Here is a 25581-nt window from a genome sequence, read left to right on the forward strand (position 1 = left end):
CCATTATATAATTATCGAAAAATAACGTTTTGTTATGGCAGGCGAAGAATGCTTATAGATGGGTCAAGGCGCGAAGAAATTTCTGTACGGCGGGTGCGCAGCCTGTTGGCCGTAGCAGAATTCCGCTCATTTTCTCTGGCTGCGAAGGCGCTTGGCTTGACCCAACCGGCCATTTCGCAACATGTCCAACAATTGGAGGCGCAGCTTGAAACGACATTGATGGTGCGCGACACGCAAGGGCTGCGCCTTTCATCTGGCGGGGCGGCGTTGCTGCCCGCCTTTCGACGATTGTTATCAAGCAATGGGGCGATACTGGACCAGTTGGCCTCCCTGGGTCAGGGGACAGAACAAATCCTGCGTATCGCCAGCCCTGCGTCTTTCGCCGCACTTTTCATTGCACCGACATTTCAGGCGATGCGGGCCAGGTTCCCCAAGCACATCCTGGACATTTCTGAAATCGATAATGAGGAGAGCCTGGACCTGGTGCGCCAGGGTGATATCGACTTTGCGATCACCAGCGTCTTCATCGCTTCGCCGGGTTTAAAATTTGAGGCACTGCATCAGGATTTCGCCTGTGTCGTCATGTCGGAAGAAAACCCGCTGGCGACCAATGTTGATCTGACCGATGAAGAAATCCTGGCGCAACCGATGATCCGCTTTCCCTCTGGCACTACGTCGCATGACTGGCTTACGGTCCTCTCACAGCGAAGTGGTGTGGAGCCCAACACAATTGCCGAAGTGCGGCAATTGGTGACCGGGTTTCAGATGATACGGCAGAATCTGGGCGTGGCGGTGGTGCCTGAGGGTGCCGCACAGGCCTGCACCCTTCCTGGTATTGTCGCAATCCCGCTCAGAGATCGCACATTCGTCCGGACGCTTGGTAGTGTCACAAGCGAAATTCAGCACCCGACAGAATTCCAAAATGAGTTACTGATAGGCTTGCGGAGCCGAACACGGATTTTCTCCAGTAGCCAGACATAATCGGTTCGTTTTGCACCGCGATTGTGGTGAAAACAGCCCCGGTCCAAAAAACATGGTGCTTTGAGAATATCAAATCCGCTACGCAGGTAAGACCTATGTCAGATATCTTTATACATATAGGTTGTCGCATCCATTCGGTCGCTGTCTGTGGCGCGGCAGAAATTGGGGATGGTGCCGGCTATTTTGTAATCCAGGCTGAGATATAGCGGTTCTGCGGCGTCGCCTGTGCGGGTGTCCAGGGTGATCAGACGGCGTCCCAATCGGGTGGCGTGGCCTTCCAGATCGGTCATCAGGCGACGCGCGATGCCGCGTTTCCGGAATTCCGGATGCACCAGAAGCTTTGAGATTTCGCAGCGATGGACCTGGTTCGGGGGCATGTCCAACAGCAATTGCCCCGTGCCGACAATCCGCCCCTGCATTGTGGCGATCAGCAACAGCCGCCCCCCGGAACGGATGATGGGGAACATTTTATGCTGCCAGAACTGACGGCTGTCTGTCATGGAGAAGGGCAGGATGAAATTAACGCTGCCCCCTGCCAGGACGGTTGCATGCAGCACCTCAGCCAGACCGTCCAGGCTGTCGTCCAGATCCTCGTTACTGACTGTGGCAATGGTGATGGGGGTCATCGTATCCTCACAATAGGACGAGCAAGTAAGTTGCACCGGTGTTTCTGGGTGTTTTGAAGCGGCTGGCACCAAATAGGTGATAACGCAGGCAATCCCCGGGGGTCAGGTGATACGGATCGTCGTCGATCCAGATATCCAAAACGCCTTTTTGCAGCAAAAGATGGTGTTCCAGCCCTGGCACAGGCGGGGCGGCATAGGCGATTTCCGTATCGGCGCGCAGTGTGCATTCCACGATTTCGGCCCTAAGCGGTGGTGCGGCAGGAGAGATCACGCGCCGTTCATAGCCGATCATTCCCTCCGTCCAGACGGGTTGATCCCCCCGGCGGCACAGGGGCGTGAAAGTCTCCTCAACCTGGGCAAGAAGGCGCGATAGGGGTAAGGCAAAGGCAGTACACAGCTTGCCAAGTACCTCTGCGGTCGGGCTGACCTCAGCATTTTCAACCCGCGACAAGGTGGCCCGGCTGACGCCGCAACGTGTCGCTAATTGATCCAGGGACCATTCCCGATCCAGGCGCAGTTTCTTTAAATGATCCGCTAATCGGTTCGAAAGAGGTGTTGTCACTGATTTTCCACAAAAGAGAAATTATTCCAGAAATGAGAATTATGTATACTGTCATATTTGTACAGCATGAAATTCAGCAAATAGGCCTCGGATTGTGTGAGTTACCGGAATCACGATACAATTAAGAATGTTCAACGAAAGTAGGGATAATGACGCATCACCCCCCTGAATTTGATATCTCCAATGGTGAGAGCGTCGCGCTGTATCTGGTCCCGGATTCGTCCAACGAAACCCTGACTGAAGACAGGGTCTATGAGGAAAACTTTCAGCTTCCCCATGTTTTTCAGCGCGACCAGACACTGGTTGGGATCACCCAGAAGCAGCATGTGACCCACACCCATGGGGGTGGATTGGTGCAACAGGCAGGGTTCTTTTATACCTCTTATGGCATCTATGGGGTATTGAGCAGTTATGATCTGAACACGGCACTGGCCGGCGTCGAATCCTTGCATGGGAATATCTCCAGTGCGACGGACTATACTGTCTATGACTTTAAGTTTTGCGCTGATATGCACGAAATCTGGGACTTTAAGCGTGGCGATGATGTTGCCGTTCTGGTCGAGGCTATTCGACGGGGCGGTTGCTTTCGCGCCGTTGTGGAAAAGAAGGATGGGTCGCGGCAATCGAGCCCTGTTGAGATGCCGTATTATTGGCCGGATCAAAATCTTGTCCAATTTCAAACGAAAATCGAATTCTTTCCCTCCGAGATTCTGGATGAAAGACGCATGACGGAAACCCTGTCTAAAGACGGCTATCCCCTGGGGGCAAATCCCGGTCCTATCACTGAATTGATTTTCAACAATGTTGCATCGACCTATCTGTCACTCTTTACGGATGGTCGTTATTATTCCCTGGGACAAGTCAAGCCAGGGACATTCCTGGAATATGAAAACTTAACGATCTTTGCCAATTGGCGTGTTAATGAAGAATAAACCAGTTTCAGGTAAATGTGCCCGTGCCGTACTTCCTGTCGGAAAGGCGTGCTGAATAGACTACGATCAGGAGTGTACTCTTGTCATTGTCCAATGATCCCAGTTTCGTTGTATCTGAGAAGATTCATGCAGTTTTGCACTATTGGACTGCACGAAAACAGGGCACAGACTGGCCATTGCGGGACTCTATCGTACCCTGGGAGCTCACGCGCTATCTGCCCAACATCGTGATCAGCGAAATCAATCGCAAAACGCATCAGGTCTATTATCGATTGGTCGGCACAAAAGTTGTCGAAATGTCCCGGTTTGATTTCACGGGGCGTTGGCTGCACGAAATGAGCCCGGCCTCTCAGGAACCCGGGGTGTGGGAACAGGCCTATGCTCTGATGATAGAGACCGGGTCGCCAGTTTACGGGCAAACGGGTATTCCCATTGCAGATGGCAGTGAAATCCTTGTGCAGGAAGAATTTGGAATGTTTCCGCTTCAGGTCCCCAATAAAGAGGTCTTTCAATGCCTGGCCCTGGAGGTTTATGGATCCGTGATGCATTTCAATCCGGATGATTTGCGTGCGATGCGACCGGTGAAAAGGTAGGATACCGGTCACAAGATGTGGACAAGCACGCATCGGAAAGGGGAGAAGGCGATGATACACGGGCTGCATCACAACGCATATCGATGTCGCGATTCAGAAGAGACGCGCATGTTCTATGAAGGCTTTCTGGGGCTGCCATTGGTTCATGCGTTTGAAATTGTTCAGACGAAAACCGGACGGGAAACAAGGGTTCTGCACAGTTTTTATCAAATGCAGGACGGGTCGTGCCTGGCGTTTTTCGAGGTTCCTTCCTCCCCCTTTGATTTCAAGGATCAGCATGACTTCGACCTGCATATCGCCTTGCTGGTTGATCGTCAGACATTGCTTGAGATGTTCGAATTGGGAAAGGCCCAGGGGCGGGAGACGCGCGGCATCGCGGATCATGGTTTCATAGAATCCATCTATTTTCGCGATCCCAATGGCTATGTCATTGAACTGACCGCGCCAACGCAACAGGCTGGCGCCATCCTGTCCAAGGGCAAGCAGGACGCGCGTGGCGTTCTGTCAAACTGGCAGGCGACAAAACCGGCCGCAGTTTCGGAATAATATTGTTCTAACCTTCCTGGCGGGAGGCTGAGGGGGCAGCAATGGCCGGTACGGGCATTAATCGACGCCGGAACGGCACTCGATGGGCGGGCGTTGCGGCATAGACCTGCTTATGCGCCTCTACAAAAAGAGCCCCGCCCAGCCTTGGTGCCCAGCGACGCCCGACCTTCTCAAAGCTAGGACCGGCCTTCAGGATCGGGTTCCAATCGCTGGGCGGCATATACAGGGCCCGGGTGATTGAAATCGGTTCAAACAAAGTATCGGCCAGCAAGCGTTCCATCTGTGCCTTGCTATAGGGTTTTCCATGACCAAACGGGGTGCGCTCTGTGCGGGACCATATTCCGCGACGCGACGGGACAACGGCCAATAAATGGCCTTGTCCAGACAGAACGCGCCAGCATTCCCGCATCATTGCGCGCAGATGCTCACTGTTTTCAACAGCATGTACCAGCAGCAATCGATCTATCGACATATCATCGAAGGGCAGGGAGGTCTCTTCCGCCAGGGCGACGCGATTGGGTTTGCCGCGTGGCCAATGGGTGACACCCTGATGGGCGGGCATAATAGCCAACAGGCGGGATGCTTCGCCGTCAAATTGTTTCAAATACGGGGTGGCATAGCCCAGTCCAACAACGCTCATCCCCTTTACATCGGGCCAGTGCGCCCGGATTTCAGCTTGCACGATCCCCCGCGCCGCCTTGCCCAGGCGGCTGCGATAGAATTGGTTAAAATCAACGACGTCGCTCCACATGGTGGTCACTATATCAGTTTGTGTAGCCAGGGGCAGCCATCAATAAATTCTAAGATATCACCGGCTCTTGCCTTCCCATCGGGGCCATGAAACTCTATCTGAAATAGGAAGATCAGGAAGAGAGGATGAATGCTGGATATCCGCCAAATACCGGTTTTGAATGATAACTACGTCTATCTGGTTCGGGAAACCCAATCCGGTGCCACCGCTGTTGTCGACCCTGCTGTTGCTGCGCCCGTGCTGGCGGAAGCACGGCGTTTGGGGTGGACCATCACACATATTCTAAACACCCATCACCATGGGGATCATGTCGGCGGCAATCTGGAAATTCAGGCTGCGACCGGCTGTCACATCGTTGGTCCGCGGGCAGACAAGGATCGCATCCCCGGCATTCAGACCCAAGTTGGGGACGGGGACCGCTATACCTTTGGACAGGCAGAGGCAACGGTGTTCGACGTGCCGGGTCATACACGGGGGCATATCGCCTATTGGTTTGCGGCGGATGATGCGCTGTTTTGTGGGGATACCTTGTTTGCCCTGGGCTGTGGGCGCCTGTTTGAAGGCACGCCCGCCCAGATGTGGAAAAGCCTTGGCAAGCTGAAGGCTCTGCCTGATGAAACGCGGGTTTATTGCGCCCATGAATATACTCAGGCCAATGCGAAGTTTGCGCTGTCGGTGGATGGCGACAATGCCGCATTGATTGCCCGGGCAGAGGAAATTGACGCGACCCGGGCCCGGGGCAAGCCGACGGTCCCCTCTATCCTGGGGATCGAAAAGCACACCAACCCCTTCCTTCGGGCCGATGATCCGGTCCTGGCCCGCAATCTTGGTCTGGGGAGCGCATCCGCCGAAGAGGTTTTCGCAGAGGTGCGGTCCCGAAAGGATCATTTCTAGGTTTTGCAACACAGTGTCCCTGACAGGACCTATCTAAAGGATGCTTACATGAAGTTATTTTACAGTGATGCCTCCCCTTATGCCCGGAAATGTGCAGTTGTTGTACAGGAAAAGGGTCTTGGGGATCAGATTGAGATTGACCGGATCAATGTCTATGAGATGGAATTCCGTGAGATCAATCCCCTAAACAAGATCCCCTGTCTGGTGCTGGAGGATGGAACGGGTCTGTTCGACAGTTTCGTAATCTGTGATCACCTGGACCGGATCGGGACCGGACCGCGCCTTATTCCGGAAGCCGGCAAAATGCGCGATCAGGTTCTGCGCCTGCATGCCATTGGTCAGGGCATGACCGATGCAGCGTTGAACCTGCGCAGCCAGGTAATGCGCGATGGCAAGCTGGATACGCCGCTGCCCAAGGATTGGTATATTGATCGCCAATGGGCGGCGATCCAGAAGAGCTGTGTTCTGTTGGATAAGGAAATCGACACGCTGCAGGGGGATTTGAACCTGGGGATGATTTCGGTCGGCACAGCGCTTGGCTATCTTGATTTGCGGATCCCTGAAGCGGCCTGGCGGCATCATGGTCCGGCATTGGTCGACTGGTACGATACGCTGATGCAGCGCCCCTCCATGCAATCGACCATCCCGAAAGGCTGACAGGGCGGTCATGGCGGAACTGACGGCGCAGGATATCATTGCGAAACTGGGATTATCCCGTCACCCGGAAGGCGGTTGGTATAGTGAAACCTATCGCCATACCACCCCGGACGGAGAGAGGGGGTATTCCACCGCAATCTATTACCTGCTGGAAGCCGGAGACTGTTCCGCCTGGCACCGCGTCACCGATGCGGATGAGGTCTGGCATTGGTATGCAGGTGGGCCGCTCGCCCTGACGATTTCACCAAATGGTCAGGATGTCATTGCGCATCGACTGGGACCGGATTTGTTGGTGGGACAGCGTCCGCAGGTCGTTGTGCCCGCCAATCACTGGCAAACTGCGGAAAGTCTGGGACATTGGACATTGGTCGGATGCACCGTTGCCCCGGCCTTTCAGTTTGGAAGCTTTGAAATGGCCCCGCCTGACTGGCGTCCAGGCTCGTCTGGAAAGGGTGAATCGTGACCTATGCCCTGCTGGCGGAGCGCCTGTTGAAGGTTGGGTTGCTGGCCCGGGGCGGGTTTCATCCCCAAACAGAAGATGACGCGCCGCCGACTTGCCGAACGGTTATCCTTGTTGGTAATGCGGGTCCGGAATTCTGGGCGCATTTTCAGGCCGGGCGTCGCTCAGAACCCAATCCACTGGATGCCTGGACCCGGCGGGAGGTGAACCGCATCGCAGCCTCTGCCTCCGGATGGGCGGTGTATCCATCGGACGGCCCCCCCTATTTCCCCTTTCAGAAATGGGCGCAAAAGGCTGACAGTGTTTTTCCCTCCCCGATTGGCATGCTGATTCATCCGCATTATGGATTGTGGCATGCCTATCGTGCCGCAATCTGTCTGCATGATGCGATACCCGTCCCGGCACGCATGGTGGCGGGCAATCCCTGCGATACCTGTGGTGATCAGCCCTGCCTGACGACATGTCCCGTCAGGGCATTTTCGACCAGCGGCTATGATGTTGCCCGTTGTGCAGCGCATATTGATACGCCAGAAGGGACGGATTGTCTGGAAAAAGGGTGCCGGGCCCGACGGGCCTGTCCCATTGCCAGTGAGGCGTTATATGCGCCCGGCCAGGCGGAATTTCACATGACGGCATTCCAGAACGCCCGCCACGCAGAGAAGAATCGTTAAATCAACGGATCGAATATTCCGTACGCGTACAGTTACGAAACGCTGGTTTCCCGTACAACCCGCGTTAAGGTCAGGACATCCACGGTGCGTGCCCCCTCCCGTTTCAACCGTCTGGCGATTGCATTCACGGTGGCCCCGGTGGTCAGAACATCATCGATCAACAGGACACGTTTATCTTTCAGCGTGTCCTTATGTTGGGCGGCAACACGAAAAGCACCTTCGACATTGCGACGACGGGCGGACGGGGACAGATGACCTTGAGAGTCCGTTTCCCGCTGGCGAATGACCAGATCGCCAATAAACGGAATGCCAGCCGCACGGGCCAAGGGCTGTCCCAGAAGGCTGGATTGATTATAGCGCCGCGAAAAGAGTCGACGGCGGTGCAATGGTACCGTGGCGATTATATCTGCCTCCTGCAACAATTCGCCACCTGCCCGACGCATCCATGCGGCCAATCCTGGGGCAAGATCAGTTCGATCCCCATGTTTGAAGGCAATAACGATCTGGGCGATCCGGTCGTCATAAGCGACAGCAGCGCGGGCCCGGTCAAAATAGGGGGGACGTGACAGGCACGCACCACAGCGAACACCAACGCCGAAATCAAGTTCAAATGGATAGCCGCATTGGCAGCATTGCGGCGCGGCGATAAAGCGCGCCTGAGTCCAACATTCCGTGCACAACCCGCCGGTCGAACCGGTTTGAACCCCGCAGCTTGCGCAACGGGGCGGCAATACGAAATTCAATGCGGCATGCAGTATTTGCGCAGGCAGGGCGGTTGCGACACCGGGGAAGGTTTCAATCCGCATTTTGGCCTGTGGCGATTGCGCCGGAAGGGATTGGGAAATCGGGGAATGTCAACGTGCCTTCCCGCCGTACTTGAGGAACCAGGGCAAGTTCCCAATCGATGTAGCGTTGCATGGCTGTCTTATCGACGGTAATTTCATAGGGTTTATGTAAGACATCATCTTCTGCTGAAAAAGCATCCTCAATGCCCGAACCCATCGGGCCGCCCGCTTGTTCCCAGGCAATTGTGCCCCCGGTCAGAACACGGACTCGATGGACGCCGGCGCGCATCATATCCTGTGCGGCCAAAGTTGCGATGCGGGGGTCCCGGGCGGTGAATACCAGCAATCGGCTGCACAAGACGGATTTCAAATCCTCCATGGCTCTGGCGCGGATGGCAAATCGGGCCCCCTGCGGATGCCCCTTGCGATGGCTCAGACTGGACGAAAAATCAATCATAACGGCATCCGTCAGTTTCATCGCATCCTGAGCGGCGATCTCGGAAACCGGCATCAGGCCCAATTCGAATACAGATTCCTCAATGGACCCTGTTTCCGTGCCACGAGACCCAATCCCTCCTTTCAAAACGGTGACATCCTGCCAGCCCATCTGGCGCAGCCAGGCGGCCGTCATAAGGGCGCGGGTTTCGGTGTCGTCAATCAGCACAAGGCGGCTGTTCAGAATGCCAACATATTCATCCGTTGCCTGGACCAGTTGCCCGCCCGGCGCATGATGGGAACCGGGTATATGCCCTGCCTCAAATTCCTCTATCGTGCGTACATCCAACAGATAGGTTGTACGATCGACTTCTGTGCGCCATGCGTTGATCGCATCCCAATCCAGCCTTTCTACACCGAAATGTGCCCCTACTTTGTGCGCGGCGGACCGTGCCCAATCATTCCCTGCCGCATCTGGTTCAGGGGCCAGGTTCGTGTTGCCACGGGCGCATTCCAGCCCGGCCAGCATCCATCCCATTGTGCCATTCTCCAGCGCCACAACCGGATTGGGGATCCCTGCATTGATGAGGGATTGTGCGCCAATGATAGAGCGAGTTCGCCCGGCGCAATTTACAACAATGGTCGTTGTTGGATTGGGCGCGACGGTTTTGACACGATGAACCAGTTCCGCGCCCGGCATATCAATTCCCCCCGGTATGGATAAGGAATTGAATTCGGTGAAAGGTCGGCTGTCCAGAATGACCAGATCATCCCCGGATCGCTGCATCTGGTTCAGGGTTTCAGCGGAAACATGCGGCGTCCCAAATTTCGCCTCGATATATTCTCCGAATGCTTTTGACGGAACGTTCACGCCTGAAAACAGGGGAAATCCTGCCGCTTCCCACGCATCAACACCGCCGTCCAGAATGGAAATATCAGTCCATCCCGCGAAGGCGAGTATGTCTGCGACACCTGTGACCAATCCTTCGCCTGCATCGCACAGAACGATCGGTACGGACTGGCGGGGGATCATGCGGCGGTAGAGAAGTTCAAACCGGCTGCGGGGCATATTGACCGCACGCAGGATATGGCGGGCGCCAAAGCAGCCTTGCTCTCTGGGATCGATCAGGGCAATTTCCTGCCCGCGGCACAAGGCGGCGTGAAGACTGTGTACATCGATGGTTTTGACTGACACCGGGAACCCTTTATCTTGAATGCTGTTTTCCTACTGTAAAAGCATGCGACGGGGTAGGGAAAGACTTTGATCCAATTGTGGAATGAGAAAGTGAGCCATTGTGTCCGGTGACACTCAGATAGTTTTTGATCGCGCGGTTTTGCGTCATCGACGGGACCGTGCGGCACTGCGGGCAGGGGATCATGATTTTCTGTTCCGGGAAATCGCCGATCGATTGGTTGAGCGGTTGGAGGATGTTGCGCGGACCTTTGAGTTTGCCCTGGACCTGGGGTCGCGCGATGGGATGCTTGCCGACACGCTGCGTACCAGTGGCAGGGTCGGTCGGATCATGCTGTGTGATCGCTCCCCGGTCTATGCCGCACAGGGGGCCGGGCGGGGCTATCCCAGTTTTGTGGCCGATGAGGATCTTCTGCCCCTGCAGGATGAGACTTTTGATCTGATCACATCCTGTCTGGCGCTGCATTGGGTGAATGATCTTCCCGGTTCTCTGGTTCAGATCAATAGGGCGCTAAAGCCGGATGGATTGTTTCAGGGGGTGATTTTCGGGGGGGAAACCTTAACGGAACTGCGTCAATGCCTTATGGAGGCGGAGCTTGCGGAAATGGGCGGCGTCTCGCCGCGTATATCCCCTATGGTGGATCTGCGGGATGCGGCGGGTCTCTTGCAACGGGCCGGCTTTGCCCTGCCGGTTGCGGATATGGACCGGATTGATGTCAGCTATGCCGATCCTTTCCAACTGATGGCGGATCTGCGCGCGATGGGAGAGGCGAATGCGGTTCTGGAGCGTCTGAAGCATAGCACACGGCGCAGTGTCTTCATGCGCGCGGCAGAGCTTTATGCGGCACGGTTTGGGGGACCGGACGGGCGCATCACGGCGCGGTTTGATGTGATTTTCCTGCATGGTTGGCGCCCCGCCGCGTCACAGCCCAAGCCCCTGTCGCCTGGCAGTGCGACAACGCGCCTGGCCGATGCATTGGGGACGGAAGAAATCCCGACCGGGGATGGGGTTCGCCCAAAAGGGCCGGGGCATTCCGATCAGTAATCAAGTGTGGTTGCCGCCGCGATTGCGCCTGTCTTGGCGCTTTGTATAAGGATCGCACATCCGCCCGTCCCCTTCATCTGATCCGGTGTCAAAGTCAGGTTTGCCGGGCCTCCCTGCCAGTTGGATGACAGGGTTTCAATGGACCGAACCACGCGGGCATTGACCAGGTTTTTGCCGGAGTTTTCTCCTCGCAGCACTTCGGTTTCATGCGGGGCATCAAATCCAATCAACAATACTTGATAGGATTCCGCGTCTTGTGGCATCCCATCCAGCGTTATCTGTGCGCCGCCCCCGGCTGTGGGGGTTACGGTCATCTGCGGCGGGTTTGACCCCATTTCCCGCATCTGCCGCTTCATGGCAGCCGATTCAATTCTGGCTTCTACGGCGCTGCGGCGCGATCCGACTTCATGGGCAGTCCCATCGATCACCATTTGCGGGGTATAATTATAGGCCGATCCCAGCAGGGTGTTGTAGTGCCGCTGACGCGCGGTAAAGGCCGGGTCCGCAAACGGATCCTTCCAGCCGATATAATCCCAATAATCGACATGAAACTCCAGGGCCAGAACGTCATCCCGTTTGGTCAGGTCTTTCAGAAAGGCTTCTGCTGGGGGGCAGGAACTGCAGCCCTGACTGGTAAACAACTCAACCACGACCAAGGGTGTCGCATCTGCTGCATCAGTGGAATTGCTGAACCCTGCCATAGTGCCTGCCGTGATAAGGGACAGGGCAATCAGGCTGCGTTTCAGAAAATGGCGTCGATCATGTGTCATGGCAGGACGATAGGCCGGAACGGCAATCCGCTCGAATCACATCTGGGTGACTGCTGGTTGATGGCGCGCATCGGACCGGATCAGCCTGATGTAACCTGGACGGAAATTGACAGAGACTGAAATGCCTCCGCAGGGCCATAGAACGACCCTGTAACGGGCAAGGCCTGAGACGGATCGCGGGTCACTGCCACACGGATCAGGTTTGCACCCCCGGCGATGCCATTGGTCGGATCATATTCAACCCATCCGGCGCCAGGCAGATAAACCTGAACCCAGGCATGGGTCGCACCGGCACCGCGCAGATGGGCCCCTTCCGGTAGATTCGGGTCCTTAAAGGCGGCATCCATGGCAGGGTCGTACAGATATCCCGACACGAAACGCGCCCCCAGGCCAAAAGACCGCACCGCCTCCATAAAGAAGAGGGCGAAATCGCGACATGTGCCGGTGCCCCGTTCCATCGTCTCCATGGGCGTCTGGGTGCCATGGGCGTCGCGGGTTTCATAGGTAAAGGTATTGCTGATTGCCTGATTCATGGCCAACAGCGTCTCTGCCGTATTGGGCGCGCTGGTTGGGTCCGTGCTGTTTACCAGAAATTGCCGCGCCCATTCGGTCAGCTTGTGATCCGGGTCTGGATAATGACGTTCCGTGCAGCGCCCCAAATCTGCGATTTCGTCCGTTTTATACGGGAAGGGCAGTGTCGTTGCGAAGGAATCAAGAGTGGAAAAATCAGGATAGGACAGTCCGTAATGTTCTATTTTAATTGTGCTTTCGATATCCAGATGATCCGCCTCCTCCAGGAAATTAACACGCGCGATGGAATTGCCAAACACATCATGGGTCCAGCGAAACTCTGATGCCGGATAGACGGACAAAGACGCCTCTATCATGCGCAGGTCGTGGCTGTCGCGGGGGCGCATGATCAGGGCGTGTTCGCCAAATCGCACCGGTCGGTCATATCGATAACTGGTCAGGTGATGGACGGTCAAAATTTGCATGATATTTCCCAAGTTTATAAAGGAATTCAACCGCACTGCGAGGAAGAAAAAGTGTTAGCGTCTTATTAACTTCTATGTGACAGACTTCAAACGTCCATTTGGAATAGTTAAGCATGTTTTTAAACGGGTACCATGATGACGCAGGTTGTAAAATCCCCCCAAAAAATCGATCCCAGTTTGGTCAGAATGATCGATATTGCCCTTCATACGGACGGTAAACAAAACACTCCAGCCATAAAAGCTATATTGAAACATGCAAAGATTCTTAATTGTCTTTATGAAGTGTCTGAAGCCTTGAATGATTGTGAGCGGCCATTTTCTGAGATTATGACCGAAATCGTTACGATGATTCCAAAAGGCTTACGGCATCCCAAGAAAGCCAGCATACGCATTGATTGTTGCGACGTCACCTATCTATCCCCCAATTTCAAACCGTCACCCTGGATGATATCGTCCGTTATTCATTGTAAGGACAGACTTATCGGACGGATGGACGTTTTTTACGCGGAATCCTCACCAAACAAGACACATCCCAGCTTTATCCCCGCAGAGCAGAAATTGTTGTCAGAAATAACCAAACGGATCGGCAGAAATTGTTCCCTGCGTCATGAGGGGGATGCACTGCGTATTGCTGCAAACCGGTTGAGTTCCAGCTTTGAGGCGGCGACAATTGGATTATTCTATCTGGACATAAAAGGAAATTTTCTGAGGGTGAATTCCAGTTTTGCCCAAATGCTTGGCTATTCGGCGGAAAATATGGCCACGCAGTCTTTGCAATCTGTGCTGTCGCCCCAGAGCCGTGAGCCCGATGATCCGCTGTACTGTATCTTCTACGATGGTCCAATTGAACCCTGCCAGGCATTAGCCAGATTCGTCTGTGCCGACGGATCGTATGTTACCGGCGATATCTCGTTAACGCCGGAACTGATGGAAGACGGCAGCGTCGACTGCATCGTCGGGTCAGTGCAGAAAGTATCCCCCCAAGATGACATCGTCGATAGGGAAGCGCAGATGCAGGCGCATCTGCGTCGCGCAGAATTTGAGATCGTGAATGTCTTGAGCAAGGCGCAATCGCACCGGGATCCGTATACATCGGAACATCAAAACCGCGTCGCCACCCTGGCCGTATCAATCGGTCGCCAGATGGGTATGCAGGGTCCCCAGCTAAAAAATTTGGAATTGGGCGCGCGTATCCATGATATTGGAAAATTGGATATCCCCTCCGACATTCTCAGCAAGCCGGGTGCGTTGACGCCCCAGGAATACGACCTGATCAAAACCCACAGCGCCATGGGCTGCGATATCGTTGCTGGCGAAATTCTCCCGCCAGTTATTCAGGATATCATTCTGCATCATCACGAAAGATGGGATGGAAGTGGGTATCCGGATGGTCTGGTGGGGACAGAAATCTCATTGGAATCGCGCATTGTGGCAGTTGCCGATAGCCTGGAATCCATCACGTCCCACCGTCCCTATCGACCCGGTCGTGGCCTTAGAACCGCCCTTGATATCATCAAGGAGGAAAAAGGCCGTCTTCTTGATCCAGATGTTGTGGAAGTCTGTGTTGCGATGGGTGAAGAAGGCTATTTTGACTGGCTTATCGTTCAGTAAAACTGGATTGGCCAGGCGTTCGGCGCGGGATTGCCACAATACTGAGGGGCGCGCCAACCGGCGCGCCCCCGCTTTACGATCATACTGAATTCTGTCCTTAAGCAGCATTGCCCTCGGCAAGCAGGTTGCGCAGCACATATTGCAGCACACCGCCATGGCGATAATAGTCGATCTCGCCCGCTGTATCGATGCGGCAGGTCAGGGCGACTTTCTCGCTGGCACCATCCTTGCGGTGGATAACCAGGGTAACATCCTGGCGGGGCTTCAGATTGGCGTCGATATCGATCAAATCGAAGGTTTCTGACCCATCCAGCTTCAGAGATTGCCAATTGGTGCCTTCCTTGAACTGTAACGGAAGAACGCCCATGCCAACCAGATTGGAGCGGTGGATGCGTTCAAAGCTTTCCACGATCACAGCCTTCACACCCAACAGATTGGTGCCCTTTGCCGCCCAGTCGCGTGATGATCCGGTGCCGTATTCCTTGCCCCCGAAAATAACCAGTGGGGTGCCGTCTTCCTTGTACTTCATCGCCGCATCATAAACCGACATCTGCTCGCCAGACGGCATGAAACGGGTGAAGCCGCCTTCGACGCCATCGACCATGGCATTGCGAATGCGGATATTGGCGAAGGTGCCGCGCATCATCACTTCGTGATTGCCCCGGCGAGAGCCATAGGAATTGAAGTCTTTCGGGCGGACCTGACGTTCCGTCAGATACTGGCCTGCGGGCGTATCGGGTTTGAAAGAGCCTGCTGGTGAGATGTGGTCCGTGGTGACGGAGTCGCCCAGGATTAACAGCGGACGCGCGCCCTTGATCTCAACCGGGTCTGACGGTTCAGGGGCCATATCGACAAAATAGGGCGGGTGCTGAACATAGGTTGACCCATCATTCCATTCATAGGTTTCGCCGCCTGTGACGTCGATTGCCTGCCATTGCGGCGTGCCTTGGAAGACATTGCCATAGCGGCTTTGGAACATGGCCGGGGTTAGGCATTGCTGAACGGTTTCCAGGATTTCGTGATTGGTCGGCCAGATATCTTTCAGATAGACCGAGTTGCCGTCGCTGTCTTCTCCCAGGGGATCGCTGGCGACATTGATTTTCACATTTCCGGCCAGTGCATAGGCAACAACCAGGGGCGGGGAGGCCAGATAGTTCGCACGGGTTTGCGGGCTGACACGGCCTTCGAAGTTCCGGTTGCCGGACAGAACGGCGGCTGTGACCAGATCGCCTTCATCAATTGCATCTGAAATGGCTTCAGGCAGCGGACCGGAATTCCCGATACAGGTGGTGCAGCCATAGCCCACCAGATCAAAGCCCAGCGCGTCCAAATCGGCTTGCAACCCGGCCTTTTCCAGGTAATCGGTCACAACCTGGGACCCGGGCGCCAGGGAGGTTTTGACCCATGGCTTAACCGACAGGCCCTTTTGACGCGCCTTGCGGGCGACCAGACCGGCTGCGACCAGCACGGCGGGGTTGGAGGTATTGGTGCAGGATGTGATCGCTGCAATCACGACGGACCCGTCCTGCAGCTTATACTCTTCGCCGGCAACGGCGGTGGCATTGTCGGAATGACCGCGCTCTTTAAAGACACCTTCGATATTTTCCGGCATCTTGGACAGGGTGACACGATCCTGTGGGCGTTTGGGGCCAGCCAATGAGGGTTCAACAAGATCCAGGTCCAGAGACAGCGTGTCGGTGAAGACCGGCTCAACAGAGCCTGCTTCCCGCCACATGCCCTGAGCGCGTGCATAGGCTTCGGTCAGGGCGATTTCATCGGCGTCGCGACCAGAGAACGTCAGATAGCGGATGGTTTCGGCGTCGATCGGGAAAATCCCGCAGGTTGCCCCATATTCCGGGGCCATATTGGCGATGGTCGCACGGTCGGCCAGGGTCAGGCTGTCCAGCCCGTCGCCATAGAATTCTACGAATTTCCCAACCACGCCCTTTTTGCGCAGCATCTGGGTGACGGTCAGAACCAGATCGGTGGCGGTCATGCCTTCTTTCAGGCGGCCGGTCAGCTTAAAGCCGATTACTTCCGGGATCAGCATCGTAACGGGCTGTCCCAGCATGGCGGCTTCTGCTTCAATCCCGCCAACACCCCAGCCCAGCACGCCCAGGCCATTGACCATGGTCGTATGGCTGTCGGTGCCAACCAATGTATCGGGATAGGCAATTTCGGCGCTGCCGGTTTTCTCTGTAGAAGACCAGACACCGCGGGCCAGGTATTCGACGTTCACCTGGTGGCAAATGCCTGTGCCGGGGGGCACAACGCGGAAGTTATCAAATGCGGTCTGGCCCCAGCGCAGGAATTCATAGCGTTCCCCATTGCGCTCAAACTCAAGATCCACATTTTTCTTGAATGCATCCGGACCGCCGAAATAATCCACCATGACGGAATGGTCGATTACCAGATCACAGGGCGATAGCGGGTTAATTTTCTGAGGATCGCCCCCCATTTTCACCATGGCGTCCCGCATCGCAGCCAAATCAACAACCGCTGGCACGCCGGTGAAATCCTGCATCAGCACCCGTGCAGGGCGATAGGCGATTTCACGATCGGACGATTTCGTTTTCAACCATGCAGCCATCGCCTTGATGTCATCCACGGTTACGCTGCGCGCATCTTCGAATCGAAGCAGGTTTTCCAGCAGAACCTTCAGTGAAAAAGGCAGCGTGCTGACATCTCCGATTTGATCCTTAGCCGCGTCCAGCGCGTAATAATCATATTTTTTCTTGCCGACAGTAAGGCTGCGGCGCGTTTTCAGGCTGTCGTGGCCGGTCATTGTCATGGTGATGAACTCTCCCTTTAAAGAAAGAAACGGGTGGGAGGCGGGCAATCACGCTTTTTCAACCCTTTTGGGTCGGAAAATGGCCCAGGCGTCCCCCCGGCAAATTGTCTATGCGTGCGGGTTATACTGCATTGCAGTGTAGGGGAACAATGATCAAATTAAAATGGGTGTGTGATTTGACCCAAAACAGGGCGAAACGGGGGCCATTTTCTGCCTTTGGCGGGTCAATCATAGGTGGATTGATTTTTTTTGAATAAGTGGTGCGATTTTTATTGCAGATTTCCCGAATAACGGTATGTTTAATGCACTTCTGCCGTGTATAAGGAAATCGGTTGTTCGTTTTCATATCCTTGTGATGAAATGATCAACTGGCCAAACGCCCTATACTTTCTGGCAGCGCCGAACATGTATCGGCTTCAACATCGCCACTTATAACCGATCGATATTCGATCCTGTGTGTTGCTGTATGGGTATTGCCATGCATGAACACAGTTGTGATCAGTGGCAATTCTCATCAATAAATCAGGAGATTACCATGCCACATCCTACGGATGTTTTTGTTGGCCGTCGTGTACGTGAAGCCCGTGTTGCCAAAGGGATGTCCCAAACAGATTTGGGCGACCGGTTGGGTGTCAGCTTTCAGCAGGTTCAGAAATATGAGAAGGGCACCAATCGCGTTGGGGCCAGCCGTCTGCTGCAAACTGCTCAGGCATTGACCGTTCCGGTTGAATATTTCTTCGATGGCGTTGATGAAACCCATGCTGATGATGCGCCCAGCAATGCCAAGCTGTCCCGTAAGGCCATCGCGACGGCAACGAAACTGCATCAAATTCCTGATGATGCAATGCGCCGCGAAATTATCCGTCTGATTGATGTGGCTTCAGAAATTCGCATGGCGAGCTGAAACGTCAGGCTGAAGCGTCACTTTGTAGACACCAAAAAGGACCGTGATGCATTTCCCGGTCCTTTTTTGTCTCTAAAGGGCGGTAATCTGTCGCGACGCTTTCGATCAATCAAGGGCCTCAACGCGGGCAAGCCGTGCCCGACGATCCACTGGGCGCAGGGCCTCAATGGCACGGGTAACAATGCTTTTCGCATCCAGTTGCGCCCGGGCAATCTGGTTTGTCTGACTGTCATGGTCGACAAAAAAGTCCGGCATATACAGGGGCGCGAAATTGCGCATATTCACGGACAATCTCTGACGGGCAATGCTGTCCATTACCAGGCTGGCGAAGCCACCGGATGATCCTTCTTCGATGGTAACGACAGTGCCATGATTGGCAAACAGCCGCGCGACAAGGTCATCATCAACGGGCTTTGCAAATCGTGCATCCGCGACTGTGGTGGGAAAGCCCAGGCCATTAAGCATTTCTGCGGCCAGCAGCGCATCTTGCAGACGGGTGCCATAGGACAGCAGGGCAATCGCGCTGCCTTCTGTCAGGATCCGACCGCGCCCGATGGGCAGGACATCTCCCCGATCCGGCAGGTCCAGGCCAACCCCGTCCCCACGCGGATAGCGGAACGCAGAGGGGCGATCATCAATCTGCGCGGCGGTGGCGACCATGTGCATCAGCTCCACCTCGTCCGATGGTGCCATCAGAACAAATCCCGGCAAACACCCCAGATAGGTTATATCGTAAGACCCCTGATGCGTGACACCATCGGCCCCGACCATGCCGGCGCGATCAATTGCAAACCGCACGGGCAGCCGTTGGATGGCGATGTCGTGCACGATCTGGTCATAGCCGCGCTGTAGAAATGTCGAGTAAATCGCAGCAAACGGCTTCATGCCCTCACAGGCCAGTCCGCCACAGAATGTAACGGCATGCTGTTCTGCGATTCCGGCATCAAAGGTGCGATCCGGGAAGACCTTGCCGAATTTATCCAGGCCCGTGCCCGACGGCATGGCCGCTGAGATGGCGCAGATCCGATCATCAGCCTTGGCTTCCTCAATCAGGGCCTTGGCAAAGACATTGGTATAGCTTGGTGCTTTTGGTTGTGCTTTTTCCTGCGCCCCGCTGACGATGTCGAATTTTGATACCCCATGATATTTACAGCCCGACTCCATTGCAGGGCCATAGCCTTTGCCTTTCTCCGTGATCACATGCAACAGCACAGGACCATTGGTCCACGCCTTTGCCTGTTCCAGAACCTGGACCATTTCGTCCACATCATGACCATCAAAAGGCCCGGCATAGTGAACGCCCAGATCATCAAACAATGTTGCAGATGGCGCAAAGGAGGGCAGTTGAGTGACCTTCAGGGCGGCATGGCGTGCCCCCTTGTCTGGCATATGGTCGCGCAGATCCGTCAGAAAATGCTGCAACGCGCCAGCCGGTGGGGCAATCGACATATTGTTGTCGTTCAGGATGATAATCAGGCGCCACCCCTGGGCGCCGGCATTATTCAGCCCCTCATAGGCCATGCCGCCAGTGATCGCGCCATCCCCCACAACAGCCACAATGTGATTGTTCTGTCCTTTGAAATCGCGCCCGGCTGCGAAACCCAGACCAGCGGATATCGCGGTTGAGCTGTGCGCCGCACCAAATGGGTCAAATACGCTTTCCTTGCGATTTGTGAATCCAGACAGGCCACCCCCCTTGCGTATCGTGCGCATGGCGTCGCGCCGACCCGTCAGAACTTTGTGGGGATAGCATTGATGGCTGACATCCCAGATGACCTTGTCCTGGGGTGTGTTTAGGGTGAAATGCAGCGCGACGGTCAATTCCACTACGCCCAGGCCCGCCCCCAGGTGCCCCCCTGTTTCTGAAACAATATCAATTACTTCAGTACGCAATGCGTCACAGATTTCTGACAGGTGTTTTCGGTCATGCAGACGCAGATCATGGGGGGTTGCAATACCGTCCAGAAGCGTTGATTTCAATCCGACAGGGGGACCAATCTGACCACTTTGCGCCGCTGTTCGTCCTGGCTTTCCGCGCTGCATGTTCATTGTTTTGTCCATCCCCGCATTGCCTGTCCGGTCGTACCGGAATTTTATAGCTCCGTGATCCCATCGATGTGGTCGCAATGGACCATTATCTAACAGTTCCGGGCCTTTGAGGCGGGGTTGCAGTCGTTATGTCAGACTTTCAGACACCGCCATGGTTCAAACATTAAACGGTGTTGTTGTTAAAATGTAAAGTAAGATTTACGTAAACTAAAATTGACACATTTTGTTTTAAAGCAGCTTTCCCAGCCAGCACAAAAGAAATGAACCGACCGGGCATGGCCCAATCGGTTCATAATTCTGCACTGTGTGGCACCATCAAGATGTCTTATTGTGCAACGGATTTCAGATAGGCAATCACATCCAGCCGTTCATCTTCTTTCTTCAGCTTAAAGGCCATCTTGGTGCGGCCAGGCGCATCTTTGCCCTGGTCCTTCAGATAGCCTTCCAGGAAACCCTGCGGGTCTTCCAGATAGTTGAAGATGTTTTCTTCCGTCCAGACCAGCCCGGCTTCTTCTGCGGCGTGGTTGATCTTGGAATAACGGTAATCTTCAATTTGGCTGGCGGGCCGCCCAACGATTCCGTACAGGGAAGGTCCAACCTTGTTTGTGCCTTCCTCAACCGAATGGCAGGCCATGCATTTCTTGAATACTTTTTCACCTTTGGCGGCATCCCCTTCGGCCAGTGCCTGGCTGCTGAGAAGCAGGACGGAGGCTCCAAATGCGAAACCGATCTTGCGGATCGTGCTCATACCGTATCACTCCCACCTAGATTTTGTGCCCTGTAAAACTGGACACGTATGATTGTTGACGCTTCGTCATATAATCCGACACCCCATAGCGTCCAGTGTAAATATCAGATTACAGATACAGTGTAGCGTGCGGAATAGGGCAGAAATTTGACGCTCTTCTAAAATCGCAGATGCGACATATCCAACGCTGGTTCATGGGGTCCGAACGCGCTAATCTTTGGCGGAAATAATTTGAAAAATCATGGAAGTTGCCTCCAAAACCCCAAAAAACTTGGGTTTCTTGAGAGTGCTTCCTGATATGGGAGAATTGAAAAATGACTTATACTTTAGACGCCCTGATTGAAGATTGCCGCATGACACTAAAGGAGGGTGAATCGGAAAAGACCCTAATTTCTGTGTGCGACCATGTGAAGCGGGCTCTGGCGGACCCCACCTTCCTGGAACAGACGATCCTGAACCGTCCGAAGGATCCAGAGCGGCAGGTCTTGTACGAAGATTCTGATCTGGGATTCTGTATTTGCGCCCATGTGTATGAGGGGGAGAAATCCGGCGATCCCCATGACCACGGGCCGACCTGGGCGATTTATGGTCAGGCAGAGGGTGAAACCGAGATGACTGATTGGCGTATTCTGCGCCCCGCAACAGATGACAGCCCGGCCAAGGTTGAACTGGTCCGTCGTTATAATATGGTGCCGGGCGACGCCCATATTTATCCCACAGGGGCGGTTCATGCACCGTTGCGCAGGGGGCCGACCCGCTTGCTGAGGATTGAGGGGCGCAATACCGACAAAATCACCCGAACACCGATTGAGGCTGTTTGAATTTAGTGATCTGGGTCGCTAGGGTGGCGCCTGAAAATTTATCATAAAGAAAGAGAGTTCATGTCTGACCTGACCCGTCTGGAACAGCACGGCCCTATTGCCGTGATCGTCATCGAAAACCCTCCCGTCAATGCCATGAGCCCCGGCGTTCCCGGCGGCCTGATTGGTCATCTGCGCGCGGCAGAGGCGGATCCACAAGTGAAAGCCATTGTGCTGATGGGGGGGGGTCGCGGTCTGATTGGTGGCGCGGATATCGCCATGTTTGGCAAGCCCTGGCCGGAGGGGGAACCCAGCTTGCATACTCTGATTGCCGCCCTGGATGCCTGTCCCAAGCCAACCATTGCCGCCTTGCAGGCCCATACGCTGGGCGGCGGGCTTGAGATTGCGATGTCCTGTCATTATCGCATTCTGGTTGAGGGCGGTATGGTCGGACAGCCGGAGGTTAATTTGGGCATTCCCCCAGGGGCAGGCGGCACACAACGCTTGCCGCGCTTAGCAGGGATTGCGGCCGCTGCGGATATGATCATTTCCGGTAAGCCGGTTGGTGCGAAAAAGGCCCTGGAGTTGGGCATTGTGGATCGTGTCGTGTCCGGGGACATTCTGCCTGCAGCCCTGTCCTTCGCGGAGGAAATGGCAGAGGCTGGAGAACCCGTTGCGGTTTCAGCCCGCGCCGTTGAGGCACCCGCGCCAGAATTTTTCGTGACCTTGCGGGAACAGACCGCCAAACGTGCGAAAGGCATGCGCGCCCCGCTGGCCTGTCTGGAATGCGTTGAGGCTTCTCTATTGCCCTTCGCGGAAGGGTCCAAGAAAGAACGGGAAATTTTTGAAGCCTGTGTTGCATCTGAAGAAGCGGCCGCATTGCGCCATATGTTCTTTGCAGAACGCGCCGCGACCAAGATTGCCGACATTGATCCAAAAACACCATCGCGGACGGTTAAGACTGTTGCAGTGATTGGTGCGGGCACGATGGGCGGCGGCATTGCAATCGCGCTGCTGGATGCTGGCTATCAGGTCATGTTGCTGGAACGGGCGCAGCAAGCCCTGGATGCAGGCTGTGCGCGGATTGAAAAGAATTATCAGGATCAAGTCGCCAAAGGCCGCCTGAAAGACGTCCAAAAGGATGCGCGTCTGGCCGCCCTGAAACCGGTGACGGATATTGAAGAATTGGCTGCGGCGGATCTGGTGATTGAGGCGGTTTTTGAAGACCTGGCCGTGAAGCGGGAAATCTTCGCCACTTTGGCTCGGGTAACCAAACCTGGGACGATCCTGGCAACCAACACGTCTTACATCGACGTGAATGAAATTGCGACCGCTGCCGGTGATCGTGTTTCTGATGTGCTGGGCATGCATTTCTTCAGCCCCGCGAATATCATGAAATTGCTGGAAATCGTGCGCGCGGATAAAGCGTCGCCAGAAGCCCTGACCACGGCGCTTGCAGTGGGCAAGAAGCTTGGTAAAACGCCAGTCGTGGCCGGTGTTTGTGATGGGTTCATTGGCAACCGCATTTACAATGTCTATCGACGGGAAGCGATCTTCTTGATGGAGGAAGGCGCCAGTCCGACACAGGTCGATCGTGCGATGACCAGTTTCGGCATGGCTTTGGGTCCATTTGCCGTGATGGATCTGGCCGGGCTGGATATCGCCTGGGCACAGCGCAAGGCGACGGCGCATTTGCGCGACCCGAACAAACGGTACTGCACCCTGCCGGATCGCTTATGTGAAATGGGGCGCTTTGGTCAGAAAACCGGGCGGGGCTTTTACCTGTATGAGCCAGGCAATCGCAAACCAGTCCCGGACCCGAATGTGGAGGCCCTTGCGGAAGATACGGCGAAGGAATCCGGCATCACCCGGCGTGAGATCACAGATCAGGAAATCGTTGAACGCTGCCTGTACGCCTTGGTCAATGAATCCTGTGCCTTACTGCACGAGGGCATTGCTCAGCGGGCCAGTGATGTGGATGTCGTGTTCTGCAATGGTTATGGTTTCCCGCGCCAATTGGGCGGGCCGATGTTCTGGGCTGAACGCATCGGCTTCGATACGGTCCTGGCAAAGGTTACCGAATACTCCCAGAGCCATGATTTCTGGGAGCCATCGGTAGGCCTAAAGACACTAGCCTAAGCCTGATCGCGCAGCCGGAAGCGTTGCAGCTTCCCGGTCTGCGTTTTGGGCAGTGCCTCCAGGAAACTGATCGCGCGGGGATACTTGTAAGGGGCAATGGTCGCCTTTACAAAATCCTGCAGGGTTTTGATCATCAGGGCACCGCCCTCATATCCAGGCTTCAGCACGATGAAGGCCTTGACGATTTGACCACGGTCTTCATCGGGCACACCCACCACACCGCATTCCGCGACGGCTTCATGCCGCAACAAGGCATCCTCCACCTCCGGTCCGGCAATGTTGTAGCCTGATGACACGATCATATCATCCGCCCGGGCGGCAAAATGGAAATTCCCGTCTTCGGATTGATAGAAGGCATCGCCCGTCAGGTTCCAGCCATCCCGGACATATTCCTTTTGCCTGTCATCAGCCAGATACCGACAGCCCGTTGGCCCCCGCACCGCCAGCTTGCCAACCGTGCCACGGGGAACTTCCACCATGTCGTTATCAACCACCTTGGCTTCATAGCCAGCAATCGCAGTGCCGGTCGATCCCCCGGTCGCAGTGCCTATCGCGTTGCTGATAAAGATATGCAGCATCTCCGTCGCACCAATCCCATCCAGTATCGGAACGCCGGTTTTTTCTGTCCAGGCGGTGAACGTTGCAGCGGGCAGGGTTTCCCCAGCAGATACCGCAATGCGCAGGCTGGATAAATCCGCCCCCTTGTCCATGGCAGCCATCATCGCACGATAGGCAGTGGGGGCGGTGAAGCAGATCGTCGCTTTATGGGTTTCGATGATCTCGATCAGGTTAGGCGGGGTCGCTGTTTCCAGCAGGGTCGCCGTGGCGCCGAAACGCAGGGGAAACACCGCCAAGCCGCCCAGGCCAAAAGTGAAGGCCAGGGGTGGGGATCCAACGAATACATCATCCGGCGTGACCTTTAGAATATTTGCTGCGTAACCATCGGCGATCGCCAGTATGTCGCGGTGAAAATGCATCGTTGCCTTTGGCGAACCGGTCGTGCCGGACGTAAAGCCCAGCAGTGCGACATCATCTCGCCCGGTTTTCACGGCCTGGAACTTCACAGATTTGTTCAGTGCGATGCGGTCCAATTCGCTGTCATGGTTCGCGGTGCCATCAAAGTTGATGACTTGCTGCAGGAATTTATTGTCCTTGGCACAGGCGACCAATTCGTCGGCCATGCGGCTGTCCGTCAGGGCCAGTTTGATTTCCGCCTTATCGACGATCTTGGCCAGTTCTACGGCGCGCAGCATCGGCATTGTGTTGACCGCAACGCCGCCGGCCTTGGTCACAGCCAGCCAGATCGCAACCATGGCCGGATTGTTTCCAGACCGGATCAGCACGCGATTGCCAGGCTCCAACCCGTAATCTTCTACCAGGGCATGGGCCAGCCGATTGGTCCAGTCGGTCAATTCCTTGTAGGTGCGTTTGCGGCCATTGCCGATCAGCGCCGTATTATCCCCAAAGCCACGCTCCACCATACGATCCGTCAATTCGACACCGACATTGATGTAATCGGGATATTGAAATTCGGGGCGGTCCAGGATCAGGTCCGGCCATTGATCCTTTGGCGGCAGATTGTCTCTGGTAAAGGTATCGGTGTGTGCGGATGGTCCCAACATGGTCTGTGCCCTCATTTCGTCG

Annotated in this window: 24 protein-coding genes; 13 read left to right on the forward strand and 11 right to left on the reverse strand. The window is 55.2% G+C overall.

All coding sequences use genetic code 11. The features are described 5' to 3' along the window. Positions 1–48 precede the first annotated feature (48 nt). Complete coding sequence (locus tag ACOSDM_RS05895) at positions 49–981, forward strand: LysR family transcriptional regulator (protein ID WP_420723564.1); 933 nt, start codon at positions 49–51, stop codon at positions 979–981. A 98-nt stretch (positions 982–1079) separates the two neighbouring features. On the opposite strand, the gene ACOSDM_RS05900 is transcribed toward ACOSDM_RS05895, so the two are convergent. Continuing rightward, entirely contained in the window at positions 1080–1607 is a 528-nt protein-coding gene (locus ACOSDM_RS05900; RefSeq protein WP_420723565.1) for a GNAT family N-acetyltransferase, read from the reverse strand. Between the two features lie 7 nt (positions 1608–1614). Beyond that, positions 1615–2169, reverse strand: a complete 555-nt coding sequence (locus tag ACOSDM_RS05905) for a helix-turn-helix domain-containing protein (RefSeq protein ID WP_420723566.1) — start codon at positions 2167–2169, stop codon at positions 1615–1617. A gap of 149 nt (positions 2170–2318) precedes the next feature. Here ACOSDM_RS05905 and ACOSDM_RS05910 point away from each other — a divergent pair, with 149 nt between their 5' ends. From ACOSDM_RS05910 to ACOSDM_RS05920, 3 genes are all read left to right on the forward strand, one after another. After that, entirely contained in the window at positions 2319–3101 is a 783-nt protein-coding gene (locus ACOSDM_RS05910; protein ID WP_420723567.1) for a hypothetical protein, read from the forward strand. Positions 3102–3181: 80 nt separating this feature from the next. After that, positions 3182–3694, forward strand: a complete 513-nt coding sequence (locus ACOSDM_RS05915) for a PAS domain-containing protein (protein ID WP_420723568.1) — start codon at positions 3182–3184, stop codon at positions 3692–3694. 51 nt (positions 3695–3745) lie between these two features. Then, a complete protein-coding gene (locus ACOSDM_RS05920) occupies positions 3746–4240 on the forward strand; it encodes a VOC family protein (protein WP_420723569.1) in 495 nt (164 codons plus the stop codon). 7 nt (positions 4241–4247) lie between these two features. Here the strand turns inward: ACOSDM_RS05920 and ACOSDM_RS05925 are convergent, their stop codons facing one another. Continuing rightward, a complete protein-coding gene (locus tag ACOSDM_RS05925) occupies positions 4248–4991 on the reverse strand; it encodes a methyltransferase domain-containing protein (RefSeq protein WP_420723570.1) in 744 nt (247 codons plus the stop codon). A gap of 129 nt (positions 4992–5120) precedes the next feature. On the opposite strand from ACOSDM_RS05925, the gene gloB reads away from it, so the two are divergent. Genes gloB through ACOSDM_RS05945 form a run of 4 tightly spaced genes read left to right on the forward strand, consistent with a single transcriptional unit; the run spans position 5121 to position 7673 of the window. After that, entirely contained in the window at positions 5121–5885 is a 765-nt protein-coding gene (gloB, locus tag ACOSDM_RS05930) for a hydroxyacylglutathione hydrolase (RefSeq protein ID WP_420723571.1), read from the forward strand. 48 nt (positions 5886–5933) lie between these two features. Then, positions 5934–6542 carry a glutathione S-transferase family protein gene (locus ACOSDM_RS05935; protein WP_420723572.1) on the forward strand — a complete coding sequence of 203 codons (609 nt, stop codon included), beginning with the start codon at positions 5934–5936 and terminating at the stop codon, positions 6540–6542. 10 nt (positions 6543–6552) lie between these two features. After that, complete coding sequence (locus ACOSDM_RS05940; RefSeq protein WP_420723573.1) at positions 6553–7005, forward strand: cupin domain-containing protein; 453 nt, start codon at positions 6553–6555, stop codon at positions 7003–7005. After that, positions 7002–7673, forward strand: coding sequence for a ferredoxin (locus ACOSDM_RS05945; RefSeq protein WP_420723574.1), 672 nt, complete (start codon positions 7002–7004; stop codon positions 7671–7673). The genes ACOSDM_RS05940 and ACOSDM_RS05945 overlap by 4 nt, the downstream gene beginning before the upstream one ends. A 32-nt stretch (positions 7674–7705) precedes the next feature. Here ACOSDM_RS05945 and ACOSDM_RS05950 read toward each other — a convergent pair whose 3' ends face one another. After that, positions 7706–8479 carry a double zinc ribbon domain-containing protein gene (locus ACOSDM_RS05950; protein ID WP_420723575.1) on the reverse strand — a complete coding sequence of 258 codons (774 nt, stop codon included), beginning with the start codon at positions 8477–8479 and terminating at the stop codon, positions 7706–7708. Further along, positions 8469–10088 (reverse strand): rhodanese-like domain-containing protein, encoded by a 1620-nt coding sequence (locus ACOSDM_RS05955; protein ID WP_420723576.1) that lies wholly within the window; start codon positions 10086–10088, stop codon positions 8469–8471. The genes ACOSDM_RS05950 and ACOSDM_RS05955 overlap by 11 nt, the downstream gene beginning before the upstream one ends. Positions 10089–10188: 100 nt before the next feature. Here ACOSDM_RS05955 and ACOSDM_RS05960 point away from each other — a divergent pair, with 100 nt between their 5' ends. Then, positions 10189–11130, forward strand: a complete 942-nt coding sequence (locus ACOSDM_RS05960; RefSeq protein WP_420723577.1) for a methyltransferase domain-containing protein — start codon at positions 10189–10191, stop codon at positions 11128–11130. Here the strand turns inward: ACOSDM_RS05960 and ACOSDM_RS05965 are convergent. Then, positions 11124–11900 carry a DUF1223 domain-containing protein gene (locus ACOSDM_RS05965; RefSeq protein WP_420723578.1) on the reverse strand — a complete coding sequence of 259 codons (777 nt, stop codon included), beginning with the start codon at positions 11898–11900 and terminating at the stop codon, positions 11124–11126. The two genes, ACOSDM_RS05960 and ACOSDM_RS05965, sit on opposite strands and share 7 nt — an antisense overlap. A gap of 80 nt (positions 11901–11980) precedes the next feature. Next, positions 11981–12895, reverse strand: coding sequence for a transglutaminase family protein (locus ACOSDM_RS05970; RefSeq protein WP_420723579.1), 915 nt, complete (start codon positions 12893–12895; stop codon positions 11981–11983). 327 nt (positions 12896–13222) lie between these two features. On the opposite strand from ACOSDM_RS05970, the gene ACOSDM_RS05975 reads away from it, so the two are divergent. Next, positions 13223–14506, forward strand: coding sequence for an HD domain-containing phosphohydrolase (locus tag ACOSDM_RS05975; RefSeq protein ID WP_420723580.1), 1284 nt, complete (start codon positions 13223–13225; stop codon positions 14504–14506). A 97-nt stretch (positions 14507–14603) separates the two neighbouring features. Here the strand turns inward: ACOSDM_RS05975 and acnA are convergent, their stop codons facing one another. Then, entirely contained in the window at positions 14604–17297 is a 2694-nt protein-coding gene (gene acnA, locus ACOSDM_RS05980; RefSeq protein WP_420723581.1) for an aconitate hydratase AcnA, read from the reverse strand. Between the two features lie 535 nt (positions 17298–17832). On the opposite strand from acnA, the gene ACOSDM_RS05985 reads away from it, so the two are divergent. Beyond that, on the forward strand, positions 17833–18201 hold the full coding sequence (locus ACOSDM_RS05985) for a helix-turn-helix domain-containing protein (RefSeq protein ID WP_420723582.1): 369 nt from the start codon (positions 17833–17835) through the stop codon (positions 18199–18201). Between the two features lie 105 nt (positions 18202–18306). Here the strand turns inward: ACOSDM_RS05985 and dxs are convergent, their stop codons facing one another. After that, positions 18307–20250: a 1-deoxy-D-xylulose-5-phosphate synthase gene (gene dxs, locus ACOSDM_RS05990; protein ID WP_420723583.1), complete on the reverse strand. Its 1944-nt coding sequence runs from the start codon at positions 20248–20250 to the stop codon at positions 18307–18309. A gap of 325 nt (positions 20251–20575) precedes the next feature. Further along, the gene (locus ACOSDM_RS05995) at positions 20576–20998 is read right to left on the reverse strand and encodes a c-type cytochrome (protein ID WP_420723584.1); all 423 of its coding nucleotides are present in this window, start codon (positions 20996–20998) and stop codon (positions 20576–20578) included. 314 nt (positions 20999–21312) lie between these two features. Here ACOSDM_RS05995 and ACOSDM_RS06000 point away from each other — a divergent pair, with 314 nt between their 5' ends. Continuing rightward, complete coding sequence (locus tag ACOSDM_RS06000) at positions 21313–21819, forward strand: hypothetical protein (protein WP_420723585.1); 507 nt, start codon at positions 21313–21315, stop codon at positions 21817–21819. Positions 21820–21879: 60 nt separating this feature from the next. Further along, positions 21880–23937, forward strand: coding sequence for a 3-hydroxyacyl-CoA dehydrogenase NAD-binding domain-containing protein (locus ACOSDM_RS06005; protein ID WP_420723586.1), 2058 nt, complete (start codon positions 21880–21882; stop codon positions 23935–23937). On the opposite strand, the gene ACOSDM_RS06010 is transcribed toward ACOSDM_RS06005, so the two are convergent. Further along, positions 23934–25559, reverse strand: coding sequence for an AMP-binding protein (locus ACOSDM_RS06010; RefSeq protein WP_420723587.1), 1626 nt, complete (start codon positions 25557–25559; stop codon positions 23934–23936). The genes ACOSDM_RS06005 and ACOSDM_RS06010 overlap by 4 nt on opposite strands. Between the last annotated feature and the right edge of the window lie 22 nt (positions 25560–25581).

Source organism: Hwanghaeella sp. LZ110, assembly GCF_048892525.1.
In the GTDB taxonomy this organism is placed as follows: Bacteria; Pseudomonadota; Alphaproteobacteria; order UBA8366; family Aestuariispiraceae; genus Pacificispira.